Consider the following 25,650-nt stretch of genomic DNA (forward strand, 5'->3'; position numbering starts at 1 on the left):
GTGGTTATTACATCAGGACTTATGGCGATTATATTTAACCTAGATCCTAAAAATAGGAGGGAAAATGAATAATGAATGCAGCACTTCTTATTATCATTGCATCTATAATTTTTGCACTTACCATTGGTATTCGAGCGCGTAAAGGTAAAGATATGAACCTTGAACAGTGGACAGTTGGAGGCCGTGGTTTTGGCACGGTTTTTATCTTTTTGTTAATGGCAGGTGAAACGTATTCCACTTTTACCTTTTTAGGAGGAAGCGGTTGGGCATATGGCAAAGGCGGCCCTACTTTTTATATTTTAATATATGGTACATTGGCATTGATTATGTCGTATTGGTATGTTCCTGCTATTTGGCGATATGCAAAAGAAAAGAAACTAATGTCACAATCGGACTTCTTCGTTAGTAAGTATAATAGTCCATATTTAGGTGTCCTTGTGTCAATTGTGGGTGTAGTTGCTGTCATCCCCTATCTAGTTCTTCAATTGAAAGGTTTGGGGAGTATTGTTTCTGAGGCATCTTACGGAGCGATTTCGCCTACTTTAGCAATTTGGATTGGGGTTATTGTTCTTACAATTTATGTGATGATCTCAGGAATCCATGGTTCTGCTTGGACAGCGGTTGTCAAAGATATTCTAATCCTAGGAGTTACTGTATTTTTAGGTATATATTTACCGCTTCATTTTTATGGTGGATATCAGCCCATGTTTGAAGCGATCGATCAAGCGAAGCCTGGTTTTTTAACTTTGCCTAGTCAGGGATTAAGTATATCGTGGTTTATTTCTACGGTTTTGCTAACTTCTCTTGGTTTTTATATGTATCCGCATGCATTTGGCGCCATTTATTCAGGAAAAAACGAAAAAACGTTCCGCAAGAATACAATTATTATGCCATTATATCAACTTATCTTACTCTTTGTGTTCTTTGCCGGTTTTGCCGCTATTCTTCAAATTCCCGGTTTGAAGGGGGATGAGGTTGATTTATCTTTATTACGTCTCTCTAAACTAGCTTTCGATCCATGGGTAATGGGAGTAATTGGTGCTGCAGGAGTACTCACAGCTTTAGTGCCAGGTTCGATGCTATTAATGTCTGCAGCAACCTTGCTGGCGAAAAATGTATATGGTGTATTTGTGCCTTCGGCTACTGATAAGCAGATTGTAAGTTTAGCTAAGTACTTAGTACCTGTCGTTGCTCTTGTTTCATTATTTTTTACGTTTAAAAGTGGTACGATTGTCGCTTTATTATTAATGGGGTCTAGTATGGTTACACAGTTGTTTCCAGCTATGATTTTCAGCTTAATGAGGAATAATTTCGTGACGAAGCAAGGGGCATTCGCGGGAATCATCTTGGGGGAAGCTACGGTAGCATACATTACACTTTCGAAAACCACTATTGGAACCTTGTTTCCTTTACTTCCTCAGTGGGTGCAGGATATAAATGTGGGGATAATAGCACTTACTATAAATGTAATAGTTATGACTATTGTAAGCATGATCACAAAGAATAATAGTGTTTCTAATAAGAAGACTGAACAAGTTGCATCGTGATTTGTTAAGAGCACCTCAAAAATTATTATGAAGTGCTCTTAACTATAATTAGAACTTGCTGAAACGATTTCCATAATACTGTATCTGTTCCGCTAATCTCATGATAAACAGGTTTGATCTCCTAATGATTTTCAGAAGCGTTTGGGATTTTAGTCTTCACGTTATCCAGCGTCCCCGAGGACAAAGTGCCTTTATGCAGTACGGCAGCACGTTTTGGCAGCCGGGCAACAGCTTCAGCAGAGCAGCTTGCAGGAACGAGTACTCCTGTTGCATCGTTGCCGACTCTTGGCCATACTTGCTTACCGGACTCATCTAAAGGGGTAATTCCGCCTGTAGCAAGGGAAAGTGCTCGAGACAGGTTGTATTCGTTCTTCCATCCATATAGTTGTGCTGCAAGATGTGCTTTCTGCAGCGTATCACCTATCCCGAATGGATCCCAGTGATCGGTAATACTATCATTGCCAAGCATGACATTCACCTTCCGCTCCTGAAGGAGTGGAATTGGCATTACACTTTTGCCGATTGGAACAGTAGATGCTATGGAGATACCTAGCGATGCAAGACGGTCTGCCATTGCAACGTCTGCACCTGCTGCCAATGATGCAAGAGAGAAAGCATGACTGATTGTCACTTTTCCCTGTAGACCAGCTTCTTCTGTCAAATCTGTTAATCTTCGAATGGCCTTTAATCCTGTTTCACCGCCTTCATGAAGATGGATATCAATGCCTGCTTTGTAGTCCACTGCGATTTGAACCATGGTATGTAGTGATTTTTCCATATCCCCGTCTACTAAGGTTGGATCTAGTCCGCCAACATGTGTAACGCCGAGCTTCATGGCATCGCGTAACAGTCCCTCTGCATTTGAGCGAAGCAAGCCGTGTTGCGGGAAAGCAACGATTTCATGAGAAATTTTATCTGAATAATTTGCTAAGGCGAGCTTTAGTTTCTCAAGATTTTTAAGACCAACGACTGGATCAATGTTGCAGTGGCTTCTAACATACGTAGAGCCGTAGCTGAGAATTAGTTCAATTAATTTCTCTGCACGCTCCTGAACGGTTGGGAGCAATTCCGGGAGCAATTTCTGCTCTAAGGCAATCATGTCAAAAATACCATTTTTTCTTGTTGCAGCTGCTTTCCAAGGGCCGCCATAATAAGTTTTATCCAAATGAATATGCATATCTCTAAAAGAAGGAAGTAACAGCATACTTTTTGCATCATAGCAAGCAATATCTTTTTCAAAAGGGGAGTTTACATCTAGTATTTTCGTAATCCTGCCTTTATCGACGCGGATGTTGCGTAATACAGATTCGGTTGCGGCCACTTCTCCGTTTTCGTATTTAAAGCCGCTTTCCAATCGAACATTCAAAAGCATGTAAGAGCTATTCTTATTCGGTTTTTTTATTTTATGTGTATGGTCATCCTTATTTGGTGCAGCTTCCGCGCTTGCCATTTCAGGTACCAATAATTCCATCGTTCCGGTAACACCGAGAATTGCAGAAGCCCCTCCGATTTTTCCAACGTTACCTATAAACTTTCGCCGTGACAAGCTTATGTTTTCTTGTATCATCCACTAAGTCCTCCTTTGGAAATGTTTGAATTAAATTAAAATAAACTGATTGAGAAAACAAAGTAAAAATTTCATAATTTTTATGTTTTAGAAAATTTTAACAATTATCATTTTAAAATGAATGTATTTATAAGTCATTGGTTACTTAAACCAAAATTCAGTGATTATATATAGGCATTTTATACAATGGATTTTATACGAATTTCGTCAATTAAGTTCAACATGGACATGATCATCATAAAGCCCGTGTTTCTTCTGAAGTATATTTTCGACATCAGTAGAAATATTATGTGCATCGAGAATATCCAGATTAGAGCGACAACAATGTCGTATTCCCAGCTTAATATATCAAACTAAAAATTAATAATTTGGTAATGTTTTTTAAATGGGGAGTTTAGTTCTGTCAAGTATAATCAATGTACGTCGACGAGGGCATAAATCATAAATACAAAAAATATTTTATTGAGCTAATCAAAAATAGACTCATGGAATAAAAAAGGGGGGAGGTTGATTTGTAAAAAAATCACTGAAAATCAGTATAAGTGCCTGTCACCGCCCGAATACTGTCAATTTCTTCGACATTATTCGAGACGTGACAGGCACATTACTTTATGAGATTCAAGCTGCGAGATAAGTAAAGGATAGATAGAGCATTTATTCTGCACAACTATTCTTTTACTTTACCGGGAGTCTAACCATTTTTTAATGGTGCAATTTTACAAAATAAAGACTTTGGGCTCGCTCCAAAGTCTTTAAGATTATGAAGATATTTATATTTTTATTTGCTGCTGTGCCCAAAATTTAGAACGCAATTCTACTTTTAGTATTTTTCCAGAAGGATTGCGCGGAAGCTCGTTCATAAAGTCGACGGACTTCGGCTTTTTGTAGCTTGCCAATCTTCCATCGCAGAAATCAATAACATCCAGCTCGTTTAAAACTACACCCTCCCGCGGAACCACGATGGCTTTAACTGATTCTCCCCAAACGGGATCAGGAACGCCGATTACAGCAACATCAAGGATACTGGGATGGGAATAAAGAACTTCTTCAATTTCCCTCGGATAAATATTCACACCGCCGCTTATGAGCATATCCTTTTTTCGGTCAACGATGTAATAGTAACCTTCCTCATCCCTTAATGCCATATCTCCAACGGTAAAATAGCCGTTCCAGAAAGAGGCTTCATTTGCCTCCGGAATATTATAGTATTCATCCAAGAGGTAAGGAGCTTTTAAATATAACTCACCGACTCCGCCATTTACAACTGGTTTCTTATTTTCATCTAAAATTAAGCATTCAACCAGCGGGAAAGTCTGGCCAACACACCGATCTTTTCTGCGGATGTCCTTCGGCTTAATGTTAAGCGTAATGGCGCTTTCCGTAGATCCATAGAATTCATGTAAATCCACGTCTTGAAAAAATTCGAGAACATCCAATTTGGTTTGAGTCGGAAGCGGGGAGCCTGCAGAAATTAGTACCCTCATCGAACTTGCATCATACTTGGATTTCGTTTCGTTGTTAAGATTCACTAGAAAGTTAATCATAGTAGGTGCCATGAACGTATTCGTGACTTTGTACTTTTCGACGTCAGCAAGAAATTGTTCAGGGCTGAAAGACTCTTCTATGACAAGGGTGCCTCCGACAATCAACTGCATCATTAGGAAAATCCAAGGTGCAGCGTGATAGATCGGACCAGCCACGATATGAACATCGGATTCATCAATTTTATATTCATATGCCGCTGTCATGCCTGTAAGCATGCGGGAACGATGAGAAATGACTACACCCTTCGGTTTACCAGTCGTACCGGATGTGTACCCGAGATAAAGGGTGTCCGTTTCATCTACTTGGATTTCTGGTTCATCAGCGGACCCTCTAGCAACAAAAGATTCATATTCTATTAGACTGGCAGAGGCAGCGCCATCGACCACCACAACGGTATCCAATTGAGGAAAGTTGGGAAGAAGCTTTTCTATTTCTCCAGCATATTCAGCTGTTGTAATAAATCCGCGGCTCTCAGAATTTAAAACGATATATTCAATCTCAGAATCTACTAATCTGAAATTGATTGGAACAATAATGACACCAATCTTGGATAATCCCAGGATAATTTCCACATAGGCGGAGTGGTTTTTCATCATAACGGAAACTTTGTCGCCTTTCTTATAGCCGAGTGATAAGAAAGCGCTTGCAATTTGGTTCGCACGTTTATTTAGCTCACCGTATGTCCATTGTTTATCCTTAAAAATAACTGCAGGTTTATCGCTGTACTTGTCCGCATTTTGCTTCATAATTGATCCAAATGTAAGCATCTTGAGCACATCCTCTCCAGAATAAAAAAGTCTGAATCTTCTTATATTTATTATTGTATAATATCTTCCAGGTAGATGCAAGGTAGCGATTCTTCTGCTTCAAAAGCAGAAGAAGCTGTCACTCTGTTTTACGATTCCAATAATCTTCAGTATAATTCAATATAAAAAGTTGAAAGGATGGAGGGTATAGGGTGAAGAAAATAACCGTTGAAAACCTGATTCAAAAGTTTTCATTGAAGGTAGTGGCCGGTGAAAATCAACTGCAGAAAATGATTACGCAATCACGAGTGCACCGTCCAGGTCTGGAATTTGTCGGGCATTTTGATTTTTTTCCAACAGAACGAGTTCAAATTCTAGGAAAAAAGGAAATTACCTATTTACATAAATTAAGCCATGAAGAACGTAAATTTCGAATCGGAAATATTGTTCAATATCAACCGCCATGTTTTATCGTTACGGCTGGTGAAGAAGGGCTTACCTATTTAAAGCATCATTGTAACGAACAGGGGATTCCTCTGTTACTAACCAATCAGCCTGAGACCACTTCAGAGTTTATCATTAAATTGGATGCCTATTTGATTAAGGAATTGGCGCCGGAAATATCGGAGCATGGAGTTTGTATGAATGTCTCCGGCATAGGAATTCTCATTCGCGGCAATTCGGGGGTAGGGAAGAGTGAGACCGCGCACACATTAATTCGCCGAGGACACCGGCTGATTGCGGATGATATGGTTGTCCTAAAGAAGCTGAGCCCGCAAACCATTCTCGGGACGCATGATGGAAAAAACAAGGAATTCTTGGCACTAAGAAGTATTGGATTGCTGAATGTGGTTCGCTTATACGGCCGAAAGGCTTTTCAAGATGAAACACGAATTGCTCTTGATATACATTTAAAGAAATGGGAAAAAGATGCCTTGTATAATGATTTGGAACAGGAATTTCACTATACCGACTATATGGGTGTTAAAATTCCTTCCCTTGAAATCCAACTTCAGCCTGGACGTGATGTCGCGGGGCTAATTGAGGCAGCCGCCAACAACTGGTATTTGAAGCAGCAAGGCTACAGTGCAGCAGAAGAGTTCATGAGCAGGATTGAGGCTGATATTTCGAATTCGGGTATGAATTAACTTTTATTGGATAAAGTTAAGATTTAACTTAAAGAAAGAAGCACCTTCCTTATAGTAAGTGAGGTGCTTCTTCTGTTACAAAAATTGAACCTATTCTAATTCAGCTATTATTGATCTAATGTACGTGTTACTTGGTTAGCATGCAGTCTTTGTTTTTTGGCTTTTCGGAAATGGAACAATTCATAGAATGTCGGAATCACAATCAGCGTCAGAAGAGTCGACACGATTAATCCGAAAATAACGACCACAGCAAGTCCCTTTGAAACAAGATTTAGGCTCATCGCCGATTCATGCGCAAACAAAAGCGGAAGCATGGCAAATACAGTTGCAAGTGCAGTCATTAGAATCGGCCGTAAACGTACCGTTCCTGCTTCCAAAATCGCTTCGCGAATACTCATTCTTTCTTCATTGTGACGGATTCGGTCAACCAGCACGATGGCATTTGTTACCACAATCCCAACGAGCATCAGCATTCCAATTCCAGAAGAAATATTGATGCTGGAGTGAGTAATCACCAGACCTAAAAGCGAACCGATTGCCGCAAGCGGCAACGAAATCAAGATGGCAATGCTGGCCCGGAAAGACTTTAAGGTAACAAGCAGAATCATAAATACGATTCCAATTGAGAACATGGCAAGTTTAGCGAGTTCACCTAATTGATCGGATGACTGCATGGAGGAACCTGTAAGTTCTGCGCTTGTTCCTTTTGCAAACGTATTATCTTTGCTCCAAGTTATGAGCTGCTTCTGAATTTTGCCGGCAACGTCCACCATTTTGTCTGGGTTAACTTGAGTGGTGACTTGTAGATAGTGATGTCCGTCCTTGGTAAAGATGGTACCTTGTTGGTTGCTTTCTTCAACCTTCGCTATGCTTGATAAAGCAACAGGTCCATTTGGCGTCATAAGCTGCAGATTTTTTAAATCGTCCGCCGTTTGAATCTCTTTTAGTGCCCCCAATCTTACGGCAGTGGTCCTTCCATCTATTTTGATATTTCCGATCACAGCAGGCTGAATCATCGCATTAATAGACTGGGAGATTTCCTGCGCATTTGCAACTGTTGAATCCACATGAATGGTAATGGTTGGCTTTGTATTTTGATCGTTGCTTTCTACCTTTTCCACACCATCAATGTTTCCTATTTTTTTCTTCACAATATCCGCCGCTTTTTTAATGTCATCATCATTTTTTCCAATGACGTCAACGGAAACAGTCGTTTTATTGGTTCCCATCAATCCAGCTGTGTCAGCAGTCAGCTCCGCACGCGGAAACTGATCTTTTGTCTTTCGGATGTCTTTCACAAATTTGGCTGAATCGGTCCCTTCTTCAGGAAAAACCATAATTCGAACTTCGTTTGCAGCTTGCAGATTACCGTATTGTGCAGCATCCTCATTAACTCCTGCTATAGTGATATGGGTTTTTACTCCTTTTTTTTCTGAAAGAATGCTCTCCATTTTTGCAACACCGTCTTGCATTTCACTAAATGGAGTTCCGTTTTGATAGCGAAGACCGATCGCTATGTAGGCGGAATCCTTTTGATCAACAGACCCTTTAGGCATGCTCACAAATAAACCGACAGACCCGGCCACAACAAGAACTGCAATTGTAATTGGCAGCCATTTATGGTTAAGCGACCATTTCAACAGTGATGGGTAGAAGGAATTCTGCCTGTGCTCTTTCACCTTTACCTTTGCCATCATACGGGCGCTGATTGCTGGTACCACTGTCAGCGATACAAGCAGTGAAGACAGTAATGAGCAAGTGATTGTAATGGCAAACGGGGCAACAATATCTCGTAAACCTCCAGAAACAATCAGCATTGGAAGGAACACTGCCACTGTAGTGAGAGTGGATGATGTGATCGCTGCTCCGACTTCTTTTACCGCCTCTACCAGAAAAGCAGGGGTAAGTTCATTATTGTTCCTTCTTCGGTAAATATTTTCTACTACAACGATGCTGTCATCCACTAGACGGCCGACTGATACCGCAATTCCTCCGAGTGTGAGGATATTTAAAGTAACGCCAAAGAAGGAAAGTAGAATCATCGTTATGCAAAGTGAAAGTGGAATGCTGACAATCGTGATTAGGGTCATTCTAAAACTGCGAAGGAATAGCCAGATAATGAGCGTGGCAAATAATGCTCCGGTCAATACTTCCCTTGTCATCGAATTAATGGAATCAAGAATGGTATCCGCTAAGTTCATCACAATCGTTGCTTGCAGTGTTCCTTTGTAGTCGTTATTGATTTTTTTAACCGTTTCTTCTACCTGTTTTCCAAGGGTTACGGCATTGGAAGTGGAATCCTTCTGTATGACGACATCGATAAATTGCTTCCCGTTCAAATGGGTGATGCTTTCGGTATCTTTTTGCATGGAAATCTCGGCAACATCTTGCAGTTTGGTGTTACTGTTTAGATGGATGTTCTTGAGCTCATCAAGTGATTCTAATTTTCCTGTTACGATAATGTTTGTTGCTTCGTTGTTTAGCGTTTGTTCGCCCATCGCAACAGAGGCATTTTTTCCTTGAAGCAGAGTGTAAAGTTTTTCTAGCGGGAATTGTGCCGCCGCTAATTTGGCGGGATCGACTTTGATTATTACTTGTTGATTTTTTCCGCCGTTAACGATAACATTGCCGACACCTTTTAGGTCTTGAAACATCGGCATAATCTCGTTTTCTACGATATTTAGTTCATTATTGCCAATCTCCTTATCAAAGGTAAGACCTAATTCTACTATTGGAATTTCAGATGTGTTGAGGTTGACTACGTATGGTTTCATGACCCCATTAGGGAGATTGACCATCGAAATTCTTTCTTGTATTTGCTGTTTTGCTTCTTTTACATCGATGCTGGATTCAAAGGTGACCGTCAACTGGGTAAAATTATTCCCTGTTTGGGCTACTACATTTTGTTTTCCTTTAACCCCGTTTATTGCTTTTTCAATTGGCTGTGTTACCTGTTCATCCATGCTTACAGCATCGATGCCGTTTCCAACGACTGAAATGGTAACGTACGGCTGATCAGCCGAGGGCATTAACTCCATTGGAATAGTAGTGTAACTGAAAATACCGAAAATCATGGAGGCAATTACAGAAAAAGCTAATGCGGCTTTGTTCCGTAACGCCCATTTAGTAAACCAAGTCATAAAGTACCTCCCTAGTGCTAAAGTATTACAAACAGGTAAATTATAACTTTTTTATCACATATTGGATATAGTGTTTTTCTAAATTTTACAAAAAAATAATTTTCATAGTAAAAGTGCCTGTCACCATCCGCATTCTATCGAATTCTTCGACATTATTCGGGACGGAACAGGCACTGTTTTTAATTGTATAAAAAAAGACTTTGGGTTGTTTCCCAAAGTCAATATTTTTATTTATGGGACGGCCTCCCATATCCTAATAAACAACAACAGGCTCATAGGTGCTGAGATTATCATACACGGTTTTCATTATGCTTGGCGGAGTGTTGACACAGCCGTGCGATCCTGCCGCAAGATAGGCTTTACTTCCCCAATTGCCTCGCCAGCTGGCATCATGGAATCCTTGGCCATCATTTGTAAAAGGAGCCCAATAATTAACATCTACCTGATAAGTGATTTTTCCATTTTCTCTGCCGGTTAGCACGGCAGGTGTCTGCTTATAGAGAATATACCACACTCCTGGTGATGTATCATGATGGGTACTATGTGTGCCAGTAACGACATTCGTTGTGACGACTAATTTTCCGTTTTTGTAAATCCAAATTCGCTGCTCTGCAATGGAGACTTCTGCATACGAACCACCGATACCATTGTTCGTAATCGCTTCATATCCGTAGCCTTCACCTTTCCAGCCATTTCCGTAAATATTAGCGGCGGCAACCGATTTCTCTCCCTTTTCTAAAGCTTCCATAATACGTGGTATCTCTTTTTCAACATCTATGGCCCAGCCATAGCCTTTACCTTTAACCGATATCACCGAACCTGAATGAGTTTTAAATGAGAAATTCTTATTTAAGGTGGATTGGGAATTATTAATTTCAGCGATCTTATCCTTTATAACACCCGCATCATTAATCTTAATCTGCAAATCTTTTGAAATAGAAGCATTTTTAATTAAGTCGCCTGCCTTTAAGGTGAAAACTTTATCCTGGACTTTATAATCGACGGTCTGAGCAAGGAATTCTTCCAGCCTTTTCTGTTGATTCTTGATAAACTCGCTGTCTTCTTTTATTGGCTGTATGTATACTGGATTGAGACGGATTTCACTAATATATTCGTGCTTTTCGTAGTCCTTTAAAAGACTAGTGACATCATATTGCTCTCCGCTAATGCTGTTAGCGACAACAATTTTGCCTTGGTCCAAACGAACCACCGCATCCTGTGGCGCTTTTAAAGCCTTATTCATGGCTATCAGCTTTTCTTCCACCTGTTTTTTCAATGTCTGGTTTCGAAACTGATCCTGACTGCGGGGAATTAATGAATAAGTTTTAGTTTTTGAAGAAGGAAAAAACGTCCACTGGCTCTTTAATAATTTTTTGACATCGGGAAGATCCTTTTCCGCAAATCCCATCTTTGTATCTGTTCCATCTAAAATCTGTTGATTTCCAACAAATACTACATTTTTTAATACGGTTGTTTTTAATTTTTTTAGTGCCTGCTCTGCCGTCATTCCACCGACTTTGATGTCATTAATTTTGATTTCTGAATTGAAGTGGTTTGCCTGATAGTAGCTGCCTGCCGCAATGATGAGTGCGATAATAAAGATGATACTTGCTGTGATAAACTTCCAATTAGCATACCACTTAGCTGGATTTACGCGTTGTTTCTCAATTTCTTGAATATTTACCGTGCTCTTCATAAGGATTCCCCCCATATCTGATCATCCAGCTATTAACATCTAAAGGCTTTAAATATTTATTACCGGTATTTAGAAAAAGTAGTAAATTATACTACTATTTTACTTAATGGCTTGAATCGAATATTGTCGGTTTTTGTGCATGCTAAAAAAATTAATAAATGATAAATTTGAAAGTTAAAGGCACTAGAAAGATTCAAGCGCATAAAAAAGGGCTGCAGATGGTCTGCAGCCTTTCTTCATTTGATATGTTAAAGCACGGTTCTAAAGGAATGCCTAATGACATCGCCCCGGCTAATGATTCCAACTAATACTCCGTTCCGCTCAACAGGTAGTTTTTTTATTTGTTTTTTTCCTAAAATGGAAGCGATCGTTTCTATGTCTTCGTCCCAGGACACTTTGTAAATCTTTCTTTTGGCAATGCTCATTACATGTAATTCTAGCAGCTTTCGGATTTTTTGCTCAAAATCTTCATGATCACCATTGATAACGGAAACGAATTGGAGGGAATCAATGAATCGATACTGATGCTTGCCGATATAACGCATGATATCCCCATCACTAATATAGCCCACAATTTCATTTCTTTCGTTGACTACTGGTAGTCCACTGATACGATTTTCAATGAACTTTTCGATTACATAACGAACTGTGTCCGTTTCCTTTACTTTTATCACGGGGTTGATCATTATCTCATAAGCTTGCATCCTTCTCCATCCTAAACACTAAGATTTGTTCATTCATCTCAAGTTTAATTGGGTTCCTTATAAAAACCTTTTTTAAGTAATTCAATCTCCAACGAAAAGGTTTTCATAACATCATTAATCTGTAGATCCTTCGCGAAAGCATGGATTAAATTTTGAAACGACACAGCCATCATCATTTTAAAGATGTGGTAAATTTCTTCCTCATTCGTTACGTTTAAATTTTCGGAGCTTATATTGGTGATAATTTCAAAAAATCTGCTTTTTCTTTTTTCCTCATACATATTCTGGGTAAATGCTTTTTCAACTTTATAATTCATATTTAAAAAGGCATTTTTAAAATATTGCCGATTTTCTGGTTCCTCAAACATAATGAGAATGCCTTTAAACCAATCAACTATGGTTGCAAATATATCCCCATTGTTCATTTTCATGATGGAAATCAGCCGCTCGAAATTCCGTTGGGAATGCTCATGCAGTAAAAAGTAGAATAGATCTTCTAAACCGTCAAAATATTGATAAAAGCTTCCCCTGGGAATACCGGCATCCTTGATAATATTCGAAATCGACGCTTCATATAAAGGAACCCTCGAAAACTCCTTCTTAGCAGCATTTATTAATGATCTTTGTTTTTCCGTTGATAAATTAAAAAAGGTTGGCTTAGGCATCTATTAACTCCTTTTATCATATGATAAGGTGTCATAAATTATTTATATTCATGATAATTTACCTATATTCATATGTCAATATTCCATATGACGATGTGTCATATTATTTATTGACGCTTAAGGATTCACTCTTTATAATTTATTCCTGAAAGTGCTGTGCCCTATACATGGGCAAAAGAAGGGAGAGTGTGATGGGCGGACAAAAAAATGAAATGGAGATCACTAAAACGGATTCTTTAAACTATTCATCCATTTAGGGAGGAAAAATGAATGAGCACTAAAAAATTGCTATTATTGAACATAATTATTCTGCTTATATTAGTGGGTGGTGGTGTTGGAGGATATGCCTACTATAATGGAGCAGTAAATTATTTATCGACGGATAATGCCCAAATAGCAGGACAACAAGTAACGATTGCGGCTCCGGCCAATGGAAAATTGACTGATTGGAAAGGCAATCTCGGTGATCATTTTTCAAAGGATTCTAAAGTTGGGACCATCACAACAACAGATGAAAATGGAAAACCGATAGAAATGAACGTGACGATGCCAACTGATGGAACGATTGTTCAAAGTAGTGGAGTCCAAGATTCATTTGTGGCTGCAGGAACACCATTAGCGAAAGAATATGATTTTAATAATCTTTGGGTTACAGCAAATATTGAGGAAACCAAAATTGATGAAGTGACAATCGGGCAGGATGTCGACATTTATGTGGATGCTTTTCCAAATAACACGTTAAAAGGAAAAGTACAGCAAATCGGTTTAGCGACTGCTGGAACATTTTCTCTGTTACCAAGTTCGAATAATACAGGGAACTACACCAAAGTGACTCAAGTGATTCCGGTAAAAATTTCTATTGATGATAATAAAGGTGTAGCCATCGTTCCCGGTATGAACGTAACAGTACGGATTCATAAGTAGGTGATAGGATGTTAATTTATATCACTGTTTATGTTGTCTTAGGCCTTTTGCTGCTGCTTTTAATAAATGTTAATATCATCAATAAAAAGAAGTCGCGTAGAGCACAAACAGAAAAGATGAATGAAGATGTAATGGAGAAGTCTGTCCATTCTGAGATAAAGGCTGAAGAAATTGAGCAAATTTTACCTCTGAAAGAATACAAGGACATAAAGGCTGAAGAGATTACCTCGCAGGAAGTGCTGATAGATTCTGAAGAAATGGAAGCAGAATTGGAATCTGCACAGGAGAATGTTCAGCCGAAAGAAAGCATGGAAAAGCAGAAAGAACCATCTGCTTCCGATGCTGAAAAAGAATCAGGAAACGGAAAAATTCTTGTGGCTTTAATGCTAGGTGCTTTTGTTGCTATTCTGAATCAAACCTTACTGAATGTGGCGATTCCTCATATTATGAATGATTTGGGAATTTCGGCCAATACCGTACAATGGCTCTCCACAGGATATATGTTAGTAAACGGAATTGCGATTCCTATAACGGCCTTTTTAATAGAGAAGTTTGGAACAAGAAAACTGTTCATTAGCGCCATTTTCTTATTTACATTGGGTTCGGTAGTTTGTTCAGTGTCAGCAAACTTTAGTATGCTCATGATTGGAAGGGTCATTCAGGCTTGCGGTGCAGGTATTATTATGCCCCTATTAATGACTGTATTCTTTGCATTATTCCCTCCGGAAAAACGAGGCAAGGCTATGGGGATTATGGGGATTGTCATGATATTTGCTCCTGCAATCGGTCCGACATTATCCGGGTGGCTCATTGGCCATTTTTCATGGCGGTTATTGTTTGATATTGTTATCCCAATCGGTGTACTTGATTTAATTCTTAGCTTCATGTGGATGAAGGACGTTACTAAAGTAACAAATCCTAAATTTGATTTCTTAGGATTTTTATTTTCAACCCTAGGTTTTGGGTTCTTGTTATACGGATTCAGTGAAGCGGGTAATGATGGCTGGTCCAGCAGAACAGTGGTTATCTCCTTAATCATAGGAATCATTTCTTTAATCTGTTTTGTTTGGCGCGAACTGACGGCAGAAAAGCCAATGCTTGATTTACGGGTCTTTAAATATGATATTTTCGCCTTAACAACCGTTATCAGTATGATTGTTAACATGGCAATGTTTGGCGCCATGATCTTACTTCCGATTTATTTGCAAAACATTCGAGGGTATACAGCATTACAATCAGGTCTGTTGATGCTTCCAGGTGCCATTGTGATGGGCATAATGTCCCCTATCTCAGGAGCTCTTTTTGATAAAATCGGGGCAAGATGGCTAGCCGTTACTGGATTAGCGATTACTGTACTTACCACATGGGGATTTACCAGTCTAAGTATGACAACCAGTTATGGCCATATTCTGTTTCTATACGTGATGCGGATGTTTGGAATGTCTTTTATCATGATGACCGTCATGACAGAAGGATTGAATCAGTTACCACGCCATCTTGGAGCTCATGGGACGGCTGCCTCCAATACAGCTAGGCAGGTAGCAGGAAGTATTGGGACCGCCTTCCTAGTTACAGTCATGACGACAAGACAAGGGTTCCATTATAGTGGGTATGGGGATGCAATCTCAAGTTCCAATTCTTTTATAGACAGCAGTTTATCCCAGTTTGGTCAAGGTCTGTCAGCTTTAACGAACCTGCCGGCTGCTGCCGGAAAAGAGCTTTCCACCTATTTAATTTACGGTCAAACCATGCAACAAGCTACGATTGAAGGGATTAATGATGCCTTTATTGTTGCAACCGGTATCGCATTTGTAGCATTAGTTCTATCGTTCTTTATCAAACGGTCCCGGGTAAATCAACAGTAAAAAGTAGTAAGTTAAATGGGATATTTGGTTGTCCGGCTTTAATAATGTTGGGCTATCGTCTTTGAAAGAAGGGGTAGGAATGATTAGTTTAGGGCTCTTGATTATTCGATTGGCTGTTGGAATGACGTTCGTGGGGCATGGATGCCAAAAATTATTCGGCTGGTTTGGCGGTCCAGGTGTAGTCAAATTTGGTGAATATTTAGGGTCGATTGGAATCAAGACTGGCGGCAAGACATGGGCGATATTAGCAGGATTATTCGAATTGGCTGGCGGACTGCTGTTTTCAGCGGGGCTGCTCACCTGGCTAGGGGCAATTCTTATCATTATCGTAATGATTGATGCCATCTTCACGGTCCATGGCAAGAATGGCTTTTGGCTGACCGAAGGCGGTTTTGAATATAACTTTATTTTAATCGCGGTAGTCCTTGGGGTGGCGCTCATTGGACCGGGTGATTACGTATTAATTTATAAGCCATAAATGGTGTGCGGCTTTTCCCAAGCCGAAATGGCCTTCATCACAGGATGAAGGTCATTTTCCTTTAGAGATTAACCACATATTCATCCACAGCATGAAAAGGATAATAGCGGAATTTGTATAAGTGCCTGTCACCATCCACATTCTGTCGAATTCTTCGACATTATGCGGGTGGTGACAGGCACTGTTTTTTTGTCCACAAAATTGACACACTTAATGAATTCTGCTATTGTAAAATAGTTACCTTCGATAACTATTATCCTCGATAACTATTTTGGATGGTGATTCATATTAATTATTCAAGAAAATTTTTCCATCAACTTTTAATGCTTTATCGGCCTTTTGAAAAAAGACTCAATACAGAGCTTGCAAAGCATGAGCTGCACAGGGCTCAATGGACGATCATTTATTATTTGGAAAACATCAATCCTGCTACCCTAGTTGAACTTTCCAACTACCAGGGCGTAGAGAAACCGACGATTACTAGGACGGTCAGTCAGTTAGAGGAGAGGGGAATAGTTGAGAAGGTTCCTGGAAAGGATAAGCGCGAAAAGCGGATGCAATTGACGGAGGCTGGCAAACAGTTTTACCAAGAGGTCCGCAAAACGGTTGATGCCTATGAAGAGGAAATATTAATGGGAATTTCAGAGGAAGAACTGAAAACGGCCATCCGCATGATGGATGATATTCGCAAAAGCATAATTCAATCGGGAGATGGAGAAGTTGGAACAAACAAGAACTAGATTGTGGACGAAGGATTTTATCATTATTTCGGCAGCAAACTTTTTCTTATACTTAATCTTTTATTTATTATTAGTGACCATCGCGGTGTACGCCGTCGATCATTATCATGCCAGCGAAAGCCAGGCAGGACTTGCGACAGGGATTTTCATTATCGGAACCTTGATTGGCCGTCTCGTGATCGGCCGTATCATCGAATCCGTTGGAAATAAGAAAACGATGTTTTTTGGTCTCGTCTTTTTTATTTTGACATCCTTCTTATACTTTATCGATGCTGGGGTTACCTTTTTACTATTAACCCGCTTTTTACATGGTTTAGCGTTAGGGGTAGCGAGCACCGCAACAGGGACGATTGTCGCCCAGATTATTCCGGCCGCACGCAAAGGCGAAGGGATTGGCTACTACAGTATGAGTACCACATTGGCCACCGCCATCGGTCCTTTCATCGGAATATACATGAGCCAGCACACAAGCTATTCAGCCATTTTTAGCTTCTGTTTAGCTTTGGGTATCATCAGCTTCATCATTGCCTTGTTTATGCAAGTGCCGGAAGTCAAAGCTTCTGCCAAAACAGCAGGTTCCAAAGGGTTCAAGCTTTCAAATTTTATTGAGCCAAAAGCACTGCCGATTGCCTTGGTCACACTGATTGTCAGCTTAGGATACTCAAGTGTCTTATCTTTTATTAATTTCTATGCTATGGAAATCAATCTCGTAAATGTGGCCAGCTTCTTCTTCATTGTCTATGCTGTTGCGATTTTAGTATCACGCCCATTCACGGGACGGCTTATGGACATGAAAGGCGCTAACTATGTCATGTATCCCACTTTTATTCTTTTTGCAGCGGGGTTATTCTTGCTAAGTATAACCAGTAATAGCATTAGCTTACTTGTTGCCGGTGTCCTGATAGGCTTGGGATTCGGAAATATGCAATCCTGCACACAAGCCATAGCGGTAAAAGTAACACCGCTTGAAAGAATGGGATTGGCCACATCAACGTTCTTTATCGCACTGGACGCCGGGTTAGGATTCGGTCCTTATGTGATCGGCTTCATCATCCCGCTAACCGGCTACCGCAAGCTTTATCTCATCATGGCCATAATCGTCTTGGCCAGCACGGTTCTTTACTACTTTATGCATGGAAAAAGAAAAGAAGCTACTGCAGGAGTCAGACCGGATGTGGCTTAAGGGTGACCGGCACCGCAGGATGAGGCAAAAAGAACCTGCCCCCATGCATCAAGGGGGCAGGTTCTTGGCTCTAATGTGAGTTTGCAAGCCTATATCGGCCTGTCATTGTTTTGATGGGAGATATATTTTTTAGGTATCGCATCATTATACGGCATTTTGCTATGTCCGTAGCTGCGATGAATCATCATATATAGTAAACCAGCAGCGACAACTACGATTCCCGAAACGAGCACGATATAGTTATCATACCATGCTGCATCTGGCGTTCTTGGCCAGCACATGTTGATCATTGCAATTATTCCATAGACAAGAGCACCAATATTGATAGGCAGTCCCCACTTGCCCAATTGGTACTTGCCACTTGGCTTCCATCCTTTTAATCTAGCTCGAAGTGCAGCAAGGACAACCATTTGGAATCCAATATAAATTCCAAGCGACGCAAAACTGATGATCTTTGTGAGCGCGTCTGTAGATACTTTTGAGCCAAGAACAATAATAGCTGGAACAATGGCTGCAAGAAGCAGCGAATAAGGTGGAATGTGACGAGCAGGTGAAAACTTTTTTAAGTATCGGCTTCCCACAATCATGTCATCACGCCCATAAGAATAGGCAAGTCTGCTGGCGGCCGCCTGTAAACTTATTGCACACGAAAGGAAAGAAATCAATACAATCCCCATTACGATCTTTGCACCAACATTACCAAATGCATTAGTTAAGATCGTATCAACTGGCGTAACGTCTTTACCAGCGATAACTGCCGGAATATCAGCAATGGAAAGTACTAAAGCAAGGCTAACAAAAACGGCGGCAGCACCACCAATGTAAATCGTCCTGCGCATTGCCTTTGGGATCAGAGCACCTGGATTGGGTACTTCCTCCGCAACATCACCACAAGCTTCGAACCCAAAATATAGAAAAATTCCAATTAGTCCAGCCCCAGCAAATGCATAAAAGTAGCTATGGCCGCCTTGGGCACCAAAAGAATCAAAGAGCACTTCAAGATTGTGATGTCTTTGAGTAAAAAGCAGCCAAAAACCAACTGCAAGCGCGCCAATAATCTCAGCAGTAAAACCAATTATTGCTGCAGCTGCGAGAACCTTTGTGCCCAGAAAATTGATGATTGTCGATAGTGCAAGAATGACGATTGCACAAAGAATGGTTGAGTCCACCGATACTTTGAAACCCAAAACCTCTGCCAGAAAAGGCCCAGCTCCATATACAACACTGGCAATCGTAACAAACAAAGCTATTAAGTAAACCCAGCCAGTCATCCACGCATACTTTCGCCCCCATAATCTACGGGCCCAAGGATAAACTCCTCCTGCAACAGGGAATTGTGCAACAATCTCACTAAAGACAAGTGCGACTAGTAATTGTCCGAGACCACAGATGATAAGACTCCAAATCATGGGCGGGCCCCCTTGAGCAAGGGCGTATGCAAATAATGTGTATACACCTACTACAGGAGAAAGATAAGTGAACCCAAGCGAAAAGTTTGCCCATGGACTCATGTCGCGGCGAAATTCAGATTCATATCCAAGCGATGCCAGATGGGCAGCATCATGATCGTGAAGTTCTGATGCAGACCCGTCCATTTTTTTGTTAGGATGTTCTTGCATGTTTTAAGCCCCCTTAAAATAGAAAATAGTTACATTTTCTTACATGCAAATATCGTGCCGATATATATAATAATAGGAATATTCAGAAAAAAATAAACAGAAACTTCACTATTAATCTTCAACTATGTAATCACTTTGCGATGGGGGAGATAGGGGAATAGATGCTTTTTATTCTCTTCTGCATAAGGTTATTCATAACTTCATAAGAAACCGGCTTTTTTTCATTGGAATTCTAGGAAATGAGCAATAAAAAGAAATAGAAAAAAACCTCATTTAGATGGTACACGGTGAACCCTTCTCGTGTCTCTATCGATGTTATACTATTTAAAAGGGGTGATTGCTTTGGAATTAAACGATGTTATCTTCGGGCACAAGTCTATACGAGAATATGAAGACAGGGAAGTAAGTCAAGAACTGTTGGATCAAATCTTAGATGCAGGTATCCGTGCCTCTTCTAGCGGAAATATGCAGACGTATTCGATTATCGTCACAAAAGACAAAGAGCTAAAGGAAAAATTGTACACCGCACATATGGAGCAATCGATGGTTGTTGATGCACCTATTCTATTAACATTTTGTGCTGATTTTAATAGAATGCGAAAATGGCTTGCTCTCAATGATGCACCTGTGCATTTCGATAACTTTATGAGCTTTATGATTGGTGCCATTGATGCTACGTTGGCCGCACAGAACTGTGCTTTAGCAGCAGAGAATGTTGGGTTGGGCATTTGCTATATGGGATCAACGCTTGCAAATTGCGATCAAATTGGCGAACTGCTAAACTTGCCGCCCAATGTTGTACCCATTGTGGGTTATTCATTAGGGTACCCAGCGGAAAACCCTGCTCCGCGCGATCGTTTGCCTAGGCATGGACTTGTTCACTATGAACAATATACCGATTATTCAGATGAAGACATTCTCGAAATCTACAAAGATAGAAATGAAAAGGGTTGGAACCGGTATATGGCCAATCCTAGGCTTAAGGAAATGACCGAACGACTGGGATTGAAAAACCTCGCCCAAATCTACACCATTGCCAAGTACACGAAGGAATCTCACCTCGAGTATTCGCAAACAGTGCTTAAATACTTAGAGAAGCAGAATTTTATGGATAATGAGTGATGTTTCCCAACTTGGATAAAGGGAAAAATAATATTTGAAGGGCTATAAGCCTTAAGTGGTAATCTTCAACATATTAAAAGAAATAAATGAGCAGGCTTATGGCCTGCTCATTTCCTGTTTTATAAGTGAAATTACTAATCTATTCTAATAGAAAACTCAGTACCTCAGGCAGGGCAGCATGGGACGTCTCTATATGACTAAGGTTATGAAATTTTCTTAAGGCGGCCCCCGGAATTATTTCCGCTAGGTACTCTGCATGCGAGATAGGCACGGATTTGTCAGCGTCGCTGTGCCAAAACTGCACAGGAGTACGAATATCTTCGAAGTTCACATTCCATGGCTTTCCGAAGCCGCGGTAATCGTCTATCATCCCATATGGGGTTTTCGTGCTTTCAACGATCATTTGGATGAAAGCATCAGGAATCTTTGCTGGTACTTGTTCATTCGACTGGGCTAATAAATCTTTAATAAACTTAACAGGGTCTGCCTGGGCTTTCTTAGTAAAGGAAATGATGTCTTCAGAATCTCCCCTGGCATCTGTAAGGAAAGCTTTTTCCTCATCGCTAATATTTTCGAATAAATTAGGCAGGTAAACAGGTCCAACTCCGGCAGAGATGGCCGCTTTCGTAACTCGATGAGGAAGGCGTTGACAGCAGGCAAGGACAAAGGGAGCTCCTCCCGAACCGCCAAAAACAGCGAAATGCTCCAATCCGATGCTATCTGCAAAGAATGCTGTATCCTCGACGACGTTATCTATGGTTCGACCTGGTTGAGGGTCAGAAAGCCCATAACCGGATCTCTCCAACACAAATATCCTGAACGGCTTTGCCGATATATTTTGTGCTATCTGCTCCAACCGACTGAAGGCTCCTAAAATTCGTGCCCCGGGTGTTCCGTGCATCGCAATAATGGGAAACCCCTCTGGCTGCCCGTACTCTGCATATCCTAAGATTCTCCCATCAGGCAGCTTCATTGTATTTTCAATCATAATCCAGCCCCTTTTCTGAATTTATTGTCTTTCTCCTTACTTATGAAGAGATTCCTTTAATAAAAATATTATGATGCAGTAAAAATAGACCATCATCATGATGAGCAATACAGTAATAAAGTAGAGATAAATTCTTCATCTTCAGGATTTAAATAAGTAATTTTTGCACCATCAAGTAAATGTTTATTTTTTAATTAATTCTTCAATCTTTTCTAATTTGAGCAAACAGGAATTTATCATTGACTAACCGTTCATTCAATAATAAAATAATACTGTAAATTATGTTAAATAATGGAAGGTTTGATGTGTATTCATTAAAACATTAATGGTAAAGAGTATCTGGGTGTTCAAGTGAAATAGATTATGCTGAACGTATGCTGCCACTAACATAGTTGAACATTTATATGAAGAAATCACTGCTTTTATGGAGGATTGAAGTTAAAAATGCCGCGAACACCTGAGGAGAATGATCGTATTCGCCAACTTTCAAAACAAAATATTCGTGCTGCCGCTATGGAGTTATTTATTAAACAGGGATATTATGCTACCTCTATTAACGATGTAGCTAAACAAGCGGGCATTTCTAAAGGGTTACTATACAATTACTATAAAGGAAAAGAAGAACTGCTCTCTGAAATGGTCGAGGCTAGAATCAGGGAAGTGATTGAAGTAATGGAAGGAGCAGCCGCTCTCGAGAAACCCAGTGAGCAACTTCAACACATTATCGAAGGAGCGATTGATAATATCCATCAAAGTCCAGAAGTCCATCGATTCTATCTGCACCTGCAAACTCAGCCAGAGGCAGACGAAGAGTTGATTAAATACAGTAAACTACTTATTAAAGAAAACGCTAGAATGTTTGAGGTACAATGTGAAATATTTGAAAGGCTGGGAGTAAAGCAGCCAAGGAAACGGTCGTTATATTTTTCATCCGTCCTACAAGGTATTATGTTGATGATATCTACCTATCCACAAGAGTTTCCAATAGAAGAAATAAAAGGACAGATCATTCAAGAATTTTGTACCCACATTTAAATAAATCGGGTTTCAAATGGCGAAGCCCCCTAGGAGATGATCGAGATGGAAACACGGGTAAAGCAAATTGAATTGAATGGACTCTCTTTTCAATATCGAGAAAGTGGAGACCCTTCTGCAGCACCGCTTGTTGCACTTCACGCACTGGGAAAAAGTGCAGAATCATGGGATCAAGTTGCAGTTGCATTAGGAGAAAAATACCGCGTATTAGCTTTAGATCAGCGGGGGCACGGTGGGAGTGCAAGAGCTGGAACTTACAGCTTTGAACTGATGTGCGATGATTTGCATCACTTTGCGAATGCAATGAATTTAGAACAATTTACGCTACTTGGTCATTCCATGGGAGGAACAGTATCCTATCTTTTCTCGGAAAGATTTCCGTCAAGGATAGAAAGGTTGATTGTTGAAGACACTCCACCTCCTTTTCCAGATAAGCCAATCGAGATTCCTTCTGAACCTCCTGGTACCCTGCCGTTTGATTGGCGGGTTGTGCCTTCGATTCTAATGCAGCTTAATGACCCCAATCCCGAATGGTGGGCCCGTCTTAAGGACATTATCCAGCCGACTCTTATTATAGGCGGCGGGTCCAGTCATGTTCCCCAAAATAAATTGAAGGAAGTTTCTGAACTTATTCCGAATTGCGAGTTGGTGACGATAGATCATGCAGGGCACTTTGTGCATGATGATAATTTACCAACCTTCTTAGCTGCCATAAAAAAGTTTCTTAGTTTATGAGTTTTCGAATACTTCTAAAAGTGAAAAATAATCTCAATGACGATGCGACATAATGACAGTCCTGATTTTTATGATCTTAAAAAAATCTATAAAATAAGTGAGGGATTGGCGATGCCATTTTTCAAAACCAAAGAAGGTTTGCAACTGTTTTACCAAGATTGGGGAACAGGCAATCCGGTAGTTTTTGTTTCTGGATGGTCACTAAGTTCTAGAATGTGGGATTATCAGAGAATTTTTTTAGCAGAACAGGGCTTGAGGTGTATAGCATATGACAGACGCAGTCATGGGCGTTCCGATGATCCGGGGAACGGATACGACTTCGACACCCTGGCCGACGATCTCGCTGCACTGCTTGAATACCTGAATCTTCGAAATGTCACGCTTGTAGGTCATTCTATGGGTGGTGGTGAAGTGATTCGATATATAACCCGTCATGGCAACGATCGGGTGGACCGTGCAGTGCTTGTCGCTGCCATTGTGCCATTTTTGATGAAAACTGAGGATAATCCTAATGGAGTATCCAAGGATGTCGCAGAAATGGTGCGTGAAATGTGGAAACGAGACTTTCCAAATTGGGTACTTCAAAATGAGCCGCCATACTTCAATCGTGCTGATACCAGCGCAATGGGTGAATGGACTAGGTGGGATATGTTGCAGACATCGCTTAAAGCAGTGGTTGAGTGTAATAAAATTATCATTGAAACGGATTTTCGCGAGGAGATGCGGTCCATCACTGTGCCTGTACTCATTATCCACGGTGATAAAGATCGATCAATCCCGGTAGAAATCTCCGGACAAAAGTCAGCAATGTTATTACCCAAGAACCGGTTTATTTTGTATAAAGATGCCCCGCATGGACTATACATCACACATTCAGACCAGCTAAATAATGACCTTTTAACATTTATTAAAGGTTAGAAGGACATTTTTGTGATGAATTAATTACTTCTTATGTTGAAAAAAGTATGTACGAATTCGGATAAATTATAATATTAAAAAAGCCACGATTTTATATGAAATCGTGGCTTTTTGTGTGCGATTTTGTTGCTGAAAATCGTGCGTTTTTATATGTTTTTCTTAACAAAACGAGGGTCACTTTTTAATAAGTATTAAACTCCCATTTTCCCTTGAATGACAACCTGGTCCGACGCATGCTTTTGCTTCTTATTTACAAGATAAATACTGGCCACGATTAGTACAATTCCTAAGAATAAGAGTTTCGTAAAGGGTTCATTTAATAATACAGTCCCGATGACTACTGCGAGCATCGGCACCAAGAATGTAAATGTTGCCACAACACTCGCATCCCCTGTTTTCACAAGTAGGACGTAGAGAATCCAAGATAGCGCAATTCCTAGAAACGAACCAAATGAAAGCCCCCATAAAAACGTAGCATTCCATTCAATACTAGACCATTTTTCAGACGAAAGTCCGGCTATCATCAGAACAGATCCGCCAATTAAACACTGGAGTGCCACCATCCAAAGCGAATCAACCGAGTGAGAATTTTTTTTGGTGTAGACTGTCCCTAATGCCCAGGAAAGCGCGGATAGTATGCCGAAAATAATGCCCAAAATGGAAACATGGCCGGAAAAGCCTTCTGCGCTTACAGAAATCACTCCAAAAAACCCTAGAATAAGTCCCAATACTTTAAGCAGGGTCATCGATTCGCCTAACCATAGCCATGCAAGCAGACCTACTAAAATAGGTTGAAAATAGACAATGACTGAGAATAAGCCAGATGGTACTAATTTAAGCCCCAAAGTCTGCAGCCCATAGAACAAAGCAATATTTAAAGTGCCGGTTACGACATATATTTTCCAATTCTTTCGCCATTGGATACGAGCGCGTGTTTTCCAAATGATTGCACCTAGGACCACGCCGCCAATCAAACATCTCATCCCAGCAAAAAGCAAAGGAGGTGTATACACTAATGCAAGTTTATAAATTGGCCAAGAAACACCCCAAATCATAATTAAACCTGCCATCATTAAAAACCATTTTAATTTCATCAGATCTCTTCTCCCTCAGTTTAATTGAACTAACTGACTGGCTCATAGACCTTAAATTATTGAGCCTAACATCTATTTTTCTATAAAAAACTAACTTTAATAGAATACGCCCCTTTGTAAAAAATTTCAATTAAGAAATCTTGGATAAACATCTGGAAGGTGTTTTACGCCCATAGAAAAAACGCTTGAAT

General features: G+C 40.2%; 20 protein-coding genes. 11 read left to right on the forward strand and 9 right to left on the reverse strand.

All coding sequences use genetic code 11. The features are described 5' to 3' along the window. Positions 1 to 71: 71 nt before the first annotated feature. Positions 72 to 1,547, forward strand: coding sequence for a sodium:solute symporter family protein (locus tag V7161_RS23485; RefSeq protein ID WP_335715250.1), 1,476 nt, complete (start codon positions 72 to 74; stop codon positions 1,545 to 1,547). A 121-nt stretch (positions 1,548 to 1,668) separates the two neighbouring features. Here V7161_RS23485 and V7161_RS23490 read toward each other — a convergent pair whose 3' ends face one another. Beyond that, complete coding sequence (locus V7161_RS23490; protein ID WP_335715276.1) at positions 1,669 to 2,919, reverse strand: amidohydrolase family protein; 1,251 nt, start codon at positions 2,917 to 2,919, stop codon at positions 1,669 to 1,671. A 965-nt stretch (positions 2,920 to 3,884) separates the two neighbouring features. Continuing rightward, positions 3,885 to 5,426 (reverse strand): class I adenylate-forming enzyme family protein, encoded by a 1,542-nt coding sequence (locus V7161_RS23495; RefSeq protein ID WP_335715251.1) that lies wholly within the window; start codon positions 5,424 to 5,426, stop codon positions 3,885 to 3,887. 191 nt (positions 5,427 to 5,617) lie between these two features. Between V7161_RS23495 and hprK the strand changes: the two genes are divergently transcribed. Continuing rightward, on the forward strand, positions 5,618 to 6,553 hold the full coding sequence (gene hprK, locus V7161_RS23500; protein WP_289986077.1) for an HPr(Ser) kinase/phosphatase: 936 nt from the start codon (positions 5,618 to 5,620) through the stop codon (positions 6,551 to 6,553). A 107-nt stretch (positions 6,554 to 6,660) separates the two neighbouring features. Here the strand turns inward: hprK and V7161_RS23505 are convergent, their stop codons facing one another. From V7161_RS23505 to V7161_RS23520, 4 genes are all read right to left on the reverse strand, one after another. Next, positions 6,661 to 9,693: an efflux RND transporter permease subunit gene (locus tag V7161_RS23505; RefSeq protein WP_335715252.1), complete on the reverse strand. Its 3,033-nt coding sequence runs from the start codon at positions 9,691 to 9,693 to the stop codon at positions 6,661 to 6,663. A gap of 253 nt (positions 9,694 to 9,946) precedes the next feature. Beyond that, on the reverse strand, positions 9,947 to 11,389 hold the full coding sequence (locus V7161_RS23510; protein ID WP_335715253.1) for a L,D-transpeptidase family protein: 1,443 nt from the start codon (positions 11,387 to 11,389) through the stop codon (positions 9,947 to 9,949). A 248-nt stretch (positions 11,390 to 11,637) separates the two neighbouring features. Continuing rightward, positions 11,638 to 12,093, reverse strand: a complete 456-nt coding sequence (locus V7161_RS23515) for a CBS domain-containing protein (protein WP_335715254.1) — start codon at positions 12,091 to 12,093, stop codon at positions 11,638 to 11,640. A gap of 44 nt (positions 12,094 to 12,137) precedes the next feature. Beyond that, positions 12,138 to 12,758, reverse strand: a complete 621-nt coding sequence (locus V7161_RS23520; protein WP_335715255.1) for a TetR/AcrR family transcriptional regulator — start codon at positions 12,756 to 12,758, stop codon at positions 12,138 to 12,140. A 270-nt stretch (positions 12,759 to 13,028) separates the two neighbouring features. On the opposite strand from V7161_RS23520, the gene V7161_RS23525 reads away from it, so the two are divergent. The 5 genes from V7161_RS23525 (at position 13,029) to V7161_RS23545 (ending at position 17,948) form a co-directional block, all read left to right on the forward strand. After that, entirely contained in the window at positions 13,029 to 13,682 is a 654-nt protein-coding gene (locus V7161_RS23525; protein WP_335715256.1) for an HlyD family secretion protein, read from the forward strand. Positions 13,683 to 13,690: 8 nt separating this feature from the next. Beyond that, a complete protein-coding gene (locus tag V7161_RS23530; RefSeq protein ID WP_335715257.1) occupies positions 13,691 to 15,547 on the forward strand; it encodes a DHA2 family efflux MFS transporter permease subunit in 1,857 nt (618 codons plus the stop codon). Positions 15,548 to 15,626: 79 nt separating this feature from the next. Further along, a complete protein-coding gene (locus V7161_RS23535; RefSeq protein ID WP_335715258.1) occupies positions 15,627 to 16,025 on the forward strand; it encodes a DoxX family protein in 399 nt (132 codons plus the stop codon). A 275-nt stretch (positions 16,026 to 16,300) separates the two neighbouring features. Next, on the forward strand, positions 16,301 to 16,765 hold the full coding sequence (locus V7161_RS23540; protein ID WP_335715259.1) for a MarR family winged helix-turn-helix transcriptional regulator: 465 nt from the start codon (positions 16,301 to 16,303) through the stop codon (positions 16,763 to 16,765). After that, the gene (locus V7161_RS23545; protein WP_335715260.1) at positions 16,746 to 17,948 is read left to right on the forward strand and encodes an MFS transporter; all 1,203 of its coding nucleotides are present in this window, start codon (positions 16,746 to 16,748) and stop codon (positions 17,946 to 17,948) included. Before V7161_RS23540 ends, V7161_RS23545 begins: the two co-directional genes overlap by 20 nt. Positions 17,949 to 18,037: 89 nt before the next feature. On the opposite strand, the gene V7161_RS23550 is transcribed toward V7161_RS23545, so the two are convergent. Continuing rightward, positions 18,038 to 19,567, reverse strand: coding sequence for an APC family permease (locus V7161_RS23550; RefSeq protein WP_335715261.1), 1,530 nt, complete (start codon positions 19,565 to 19,567; stop codon positions 18,038 to 18,040). 333 nt (positions 19,568 to 19,900) lie between these two features. Between V7161_RS23550 and V7161_RS23555 the strand changes: the two genes are divergently transcribed. Continuing rightward, positions 19,901 to 20,689, forward strand: a complete 789-nt coding sequence (locus V7161_RS23555) for a nitroreductase family protein (protein ID WP_335715277.1) — start codon at positions 19,901 to 19,903, stop codon at positions 20,687 to 20,689. 139 nt (positions 20,690 to 20,828) lie between these two features. Here V7161_RS23555 and V7161_RS23560 read toward each other — a convergent pair whose 3' ends face one another. Beyond that, a complete protein-coding gene (locus tag V7161_RS23560; RefSeq protein WP_335715262.1) occupies positions 20,829 to 21,677 on the reverse strand; it encodes an alpha/beta fold hydrolase in 849 nt (282 codons plus the stop codon). Between the two features lie 444 nt (positions 21,678 to 22,121). On the opposite strand from V7161_RS23560, the gene V7161_RS23565 reads away from it, so the two are divergent. The 3 genes from V7161_RS23565 (at position 22,122) to V7161_RS23575 (ending at position 24,365) form a co-directional block, all read left to right on the forward strand. After that, positions 22,122 to 22,712, forward strand: coding sequence for a TetR/AcrR family transcriptional regulator (locus V7161_RS23565; protein ID WP_335715263.1), 591 nt, complete (start codon positions 22,122 to 22,124; stop codon positions 22,710 to 22,712). A 45-nt stretch (positions 22,713 to 22,757) separates the two neighbouring features. Further along, positions 22,758 to 23,447 (forward strand): alpha/beta fold hydrolase, encoded by a 690-nt coding sequence (locus V7161_RS23570; protein ID WP_335715264.1) that lies wholly within the window; start codon positions 22,758 to 22,760, stop codon positions 23,445 to 23,447. A gap of 111 nt (positions 23,448 to 23,558) precedes the next feature. Continuing rightward, positions 23,559 to 24,365 (forward strand): alpha/beta fold hydrolase, encoded by an 807-nt coding sequence (locus tag V7161_RS23575; protein WP_335715278.1) that lies wholly within the window; start codon positions 23,559 to 23,561, stop codon positions 24,363 to 24,365. A gap of 191 nt (positions 24,366 to 24,556) precedes the next feature. On the opposite strand, the gene V7161_RS23580 is transcribed toward V7161_RS23575, so the two are convergent. Further along, positions 24,557 to 25,459, reverse strand: coding sequence for a DMT family transporter (locus V7161_RS23580; RefSeq protein WP_335715265.1), 903 nt, complete (start codon positions 25,457 to 25,459; stop codon positions 24,557 to 24,559). Between the last annotated feature and the right edge of the window lie 191 nt (positions 25,460 to 25,650).

Origin of the sequence: Neobacillus drentensis, from assembly GCF_036965425.1 — a bacterium.
Taxonomy (GTDB): domain Bacteria; phylum Bacillota; class Bacilli; order Bacillales; family Cytobacillaceae; genus Neobacillus; species Neobacillus drentensis_F.

Excerpts from the sequence above, each read along its gene's own strand:
- V7161_RS23485 (WP_335715250.1), top strand. The coding sequence starts at position 72 with ATGAATGCAGCACTTCTTATTATCATTGCATCTATAATTTTTGCACTT.
- V7161_RS23490 (WP_335715276.1), bottom strand. The coding sequence starts at position 2,919 with ATGCTTTTGAATGTTCGATTGGAAAGCGGCTTTAAATACGAAAACGGA.
- V7161_RS23495 (WP_335715251.1), bottom strand. The coding sequence starts at position 5,426 with ATGCTTACATTTGGATCAATTATGAAGCAAAATGCGGACAAGTACAGC.
- V7161_RS23505 (WP_335715252.1), bottom strand. The coding sequence starts at position 9,693 with ATGACTTGGTTTACTAAATGGGCGTTACGGAACAAAGCCGCATTAGCT.
- V7161_RS23510 (WP_335715253.1), bottom strand. The coding sequence starts at position 11,389 with ATGAAGAGCACGGTAAATATTCAAGAAATTGAGAAACAACGCGTAAAT.
- V7161_RS23515 (WP_335715254.1), bottom strand. The coding sequence starts at position 12,093 with ATGCAAGCTTATGAGATAATGATCAACCCCGTGATAAAAGTAAAGGAA.
- V7161_RS23520 (WP_335715255.1), bottom strand. The coding sequence starts at position 12,758 with ATGCCTAAGCCAACCTTTTTTAATTTATCAACGGAAAAACAAAGATCA.
- V7161_RS23525 (WP_335715256.1), top strand. The coding sequence starts at position 13,029 with ATGAGCACTAAAAAATTGCTATTATTGAACATAATTATTCTGCTTATA.
- V7161_RS23530 (WP_335715257.1), top strand. The coding sequence starts at position 13,691 with ATGTTAATTTATATCACTGTTTATGTTGTCTTAGGCCTTTTGCTGCTG.
- V7161_RS23535 (WP_335715258.1), top strand. The coding sequence starts at position 15,627 with ATGATTAGTTTAGGGCTCTTGATTATTCGATTGGCTGTTGGAATGACG.
- V7161_RS23540 (WP_335715259.1), top strand. The coding sequence starts at position 16,301 with ATGGTGATTCATATTAATTATTCAAGAAAATTTTTCCATCAACTTTTA.
- V7161_RS23550 (WP_335715261.1), bottom strand. The coding sequence starts at position 19,567 with ATGCAAGAACATCCTAACAAAAAAATGGACGGGTCTGCATCAGAACTT.
- V7161_RS23560 (WP_335715262.1), bottom strand. The coding sequence starts at position 21,677 with ATGATTGAAAATACAATGAAGCTGCCTGATGGGAGAATCTTAGGATAT.
- V7161_RS23565 (WP_335715263.1), top strand. The coding sequence starts at position 22,122 with ATGCCGCGAACACCTGAGGAGAATGATCGTATTCGCCAACTTTCAAAA.
- V7161_RS23570 (WP_335715264.1), top strand. The coding sequence starts at position 22,758 with ATGGAAACACGGGTAAAGCAAATTGAATTGAATGGACTCTCTTTTCAA.
- V7161_RS23575 (WP_335715278.1), top strand. The coding sequence starts at position 23,559 with ATGCCATTTTTCAAAACCAAAGAAGGTTTGCAACTGTTTTACCAAGAT.
- V7161_RS23580 (WP_335715265.1), bottom strand. The coding sequence starts at position 25,459 with ATGAAATTAAAATGGTTTTTAATGATGGCAGGTTTAATTATGATTTGG.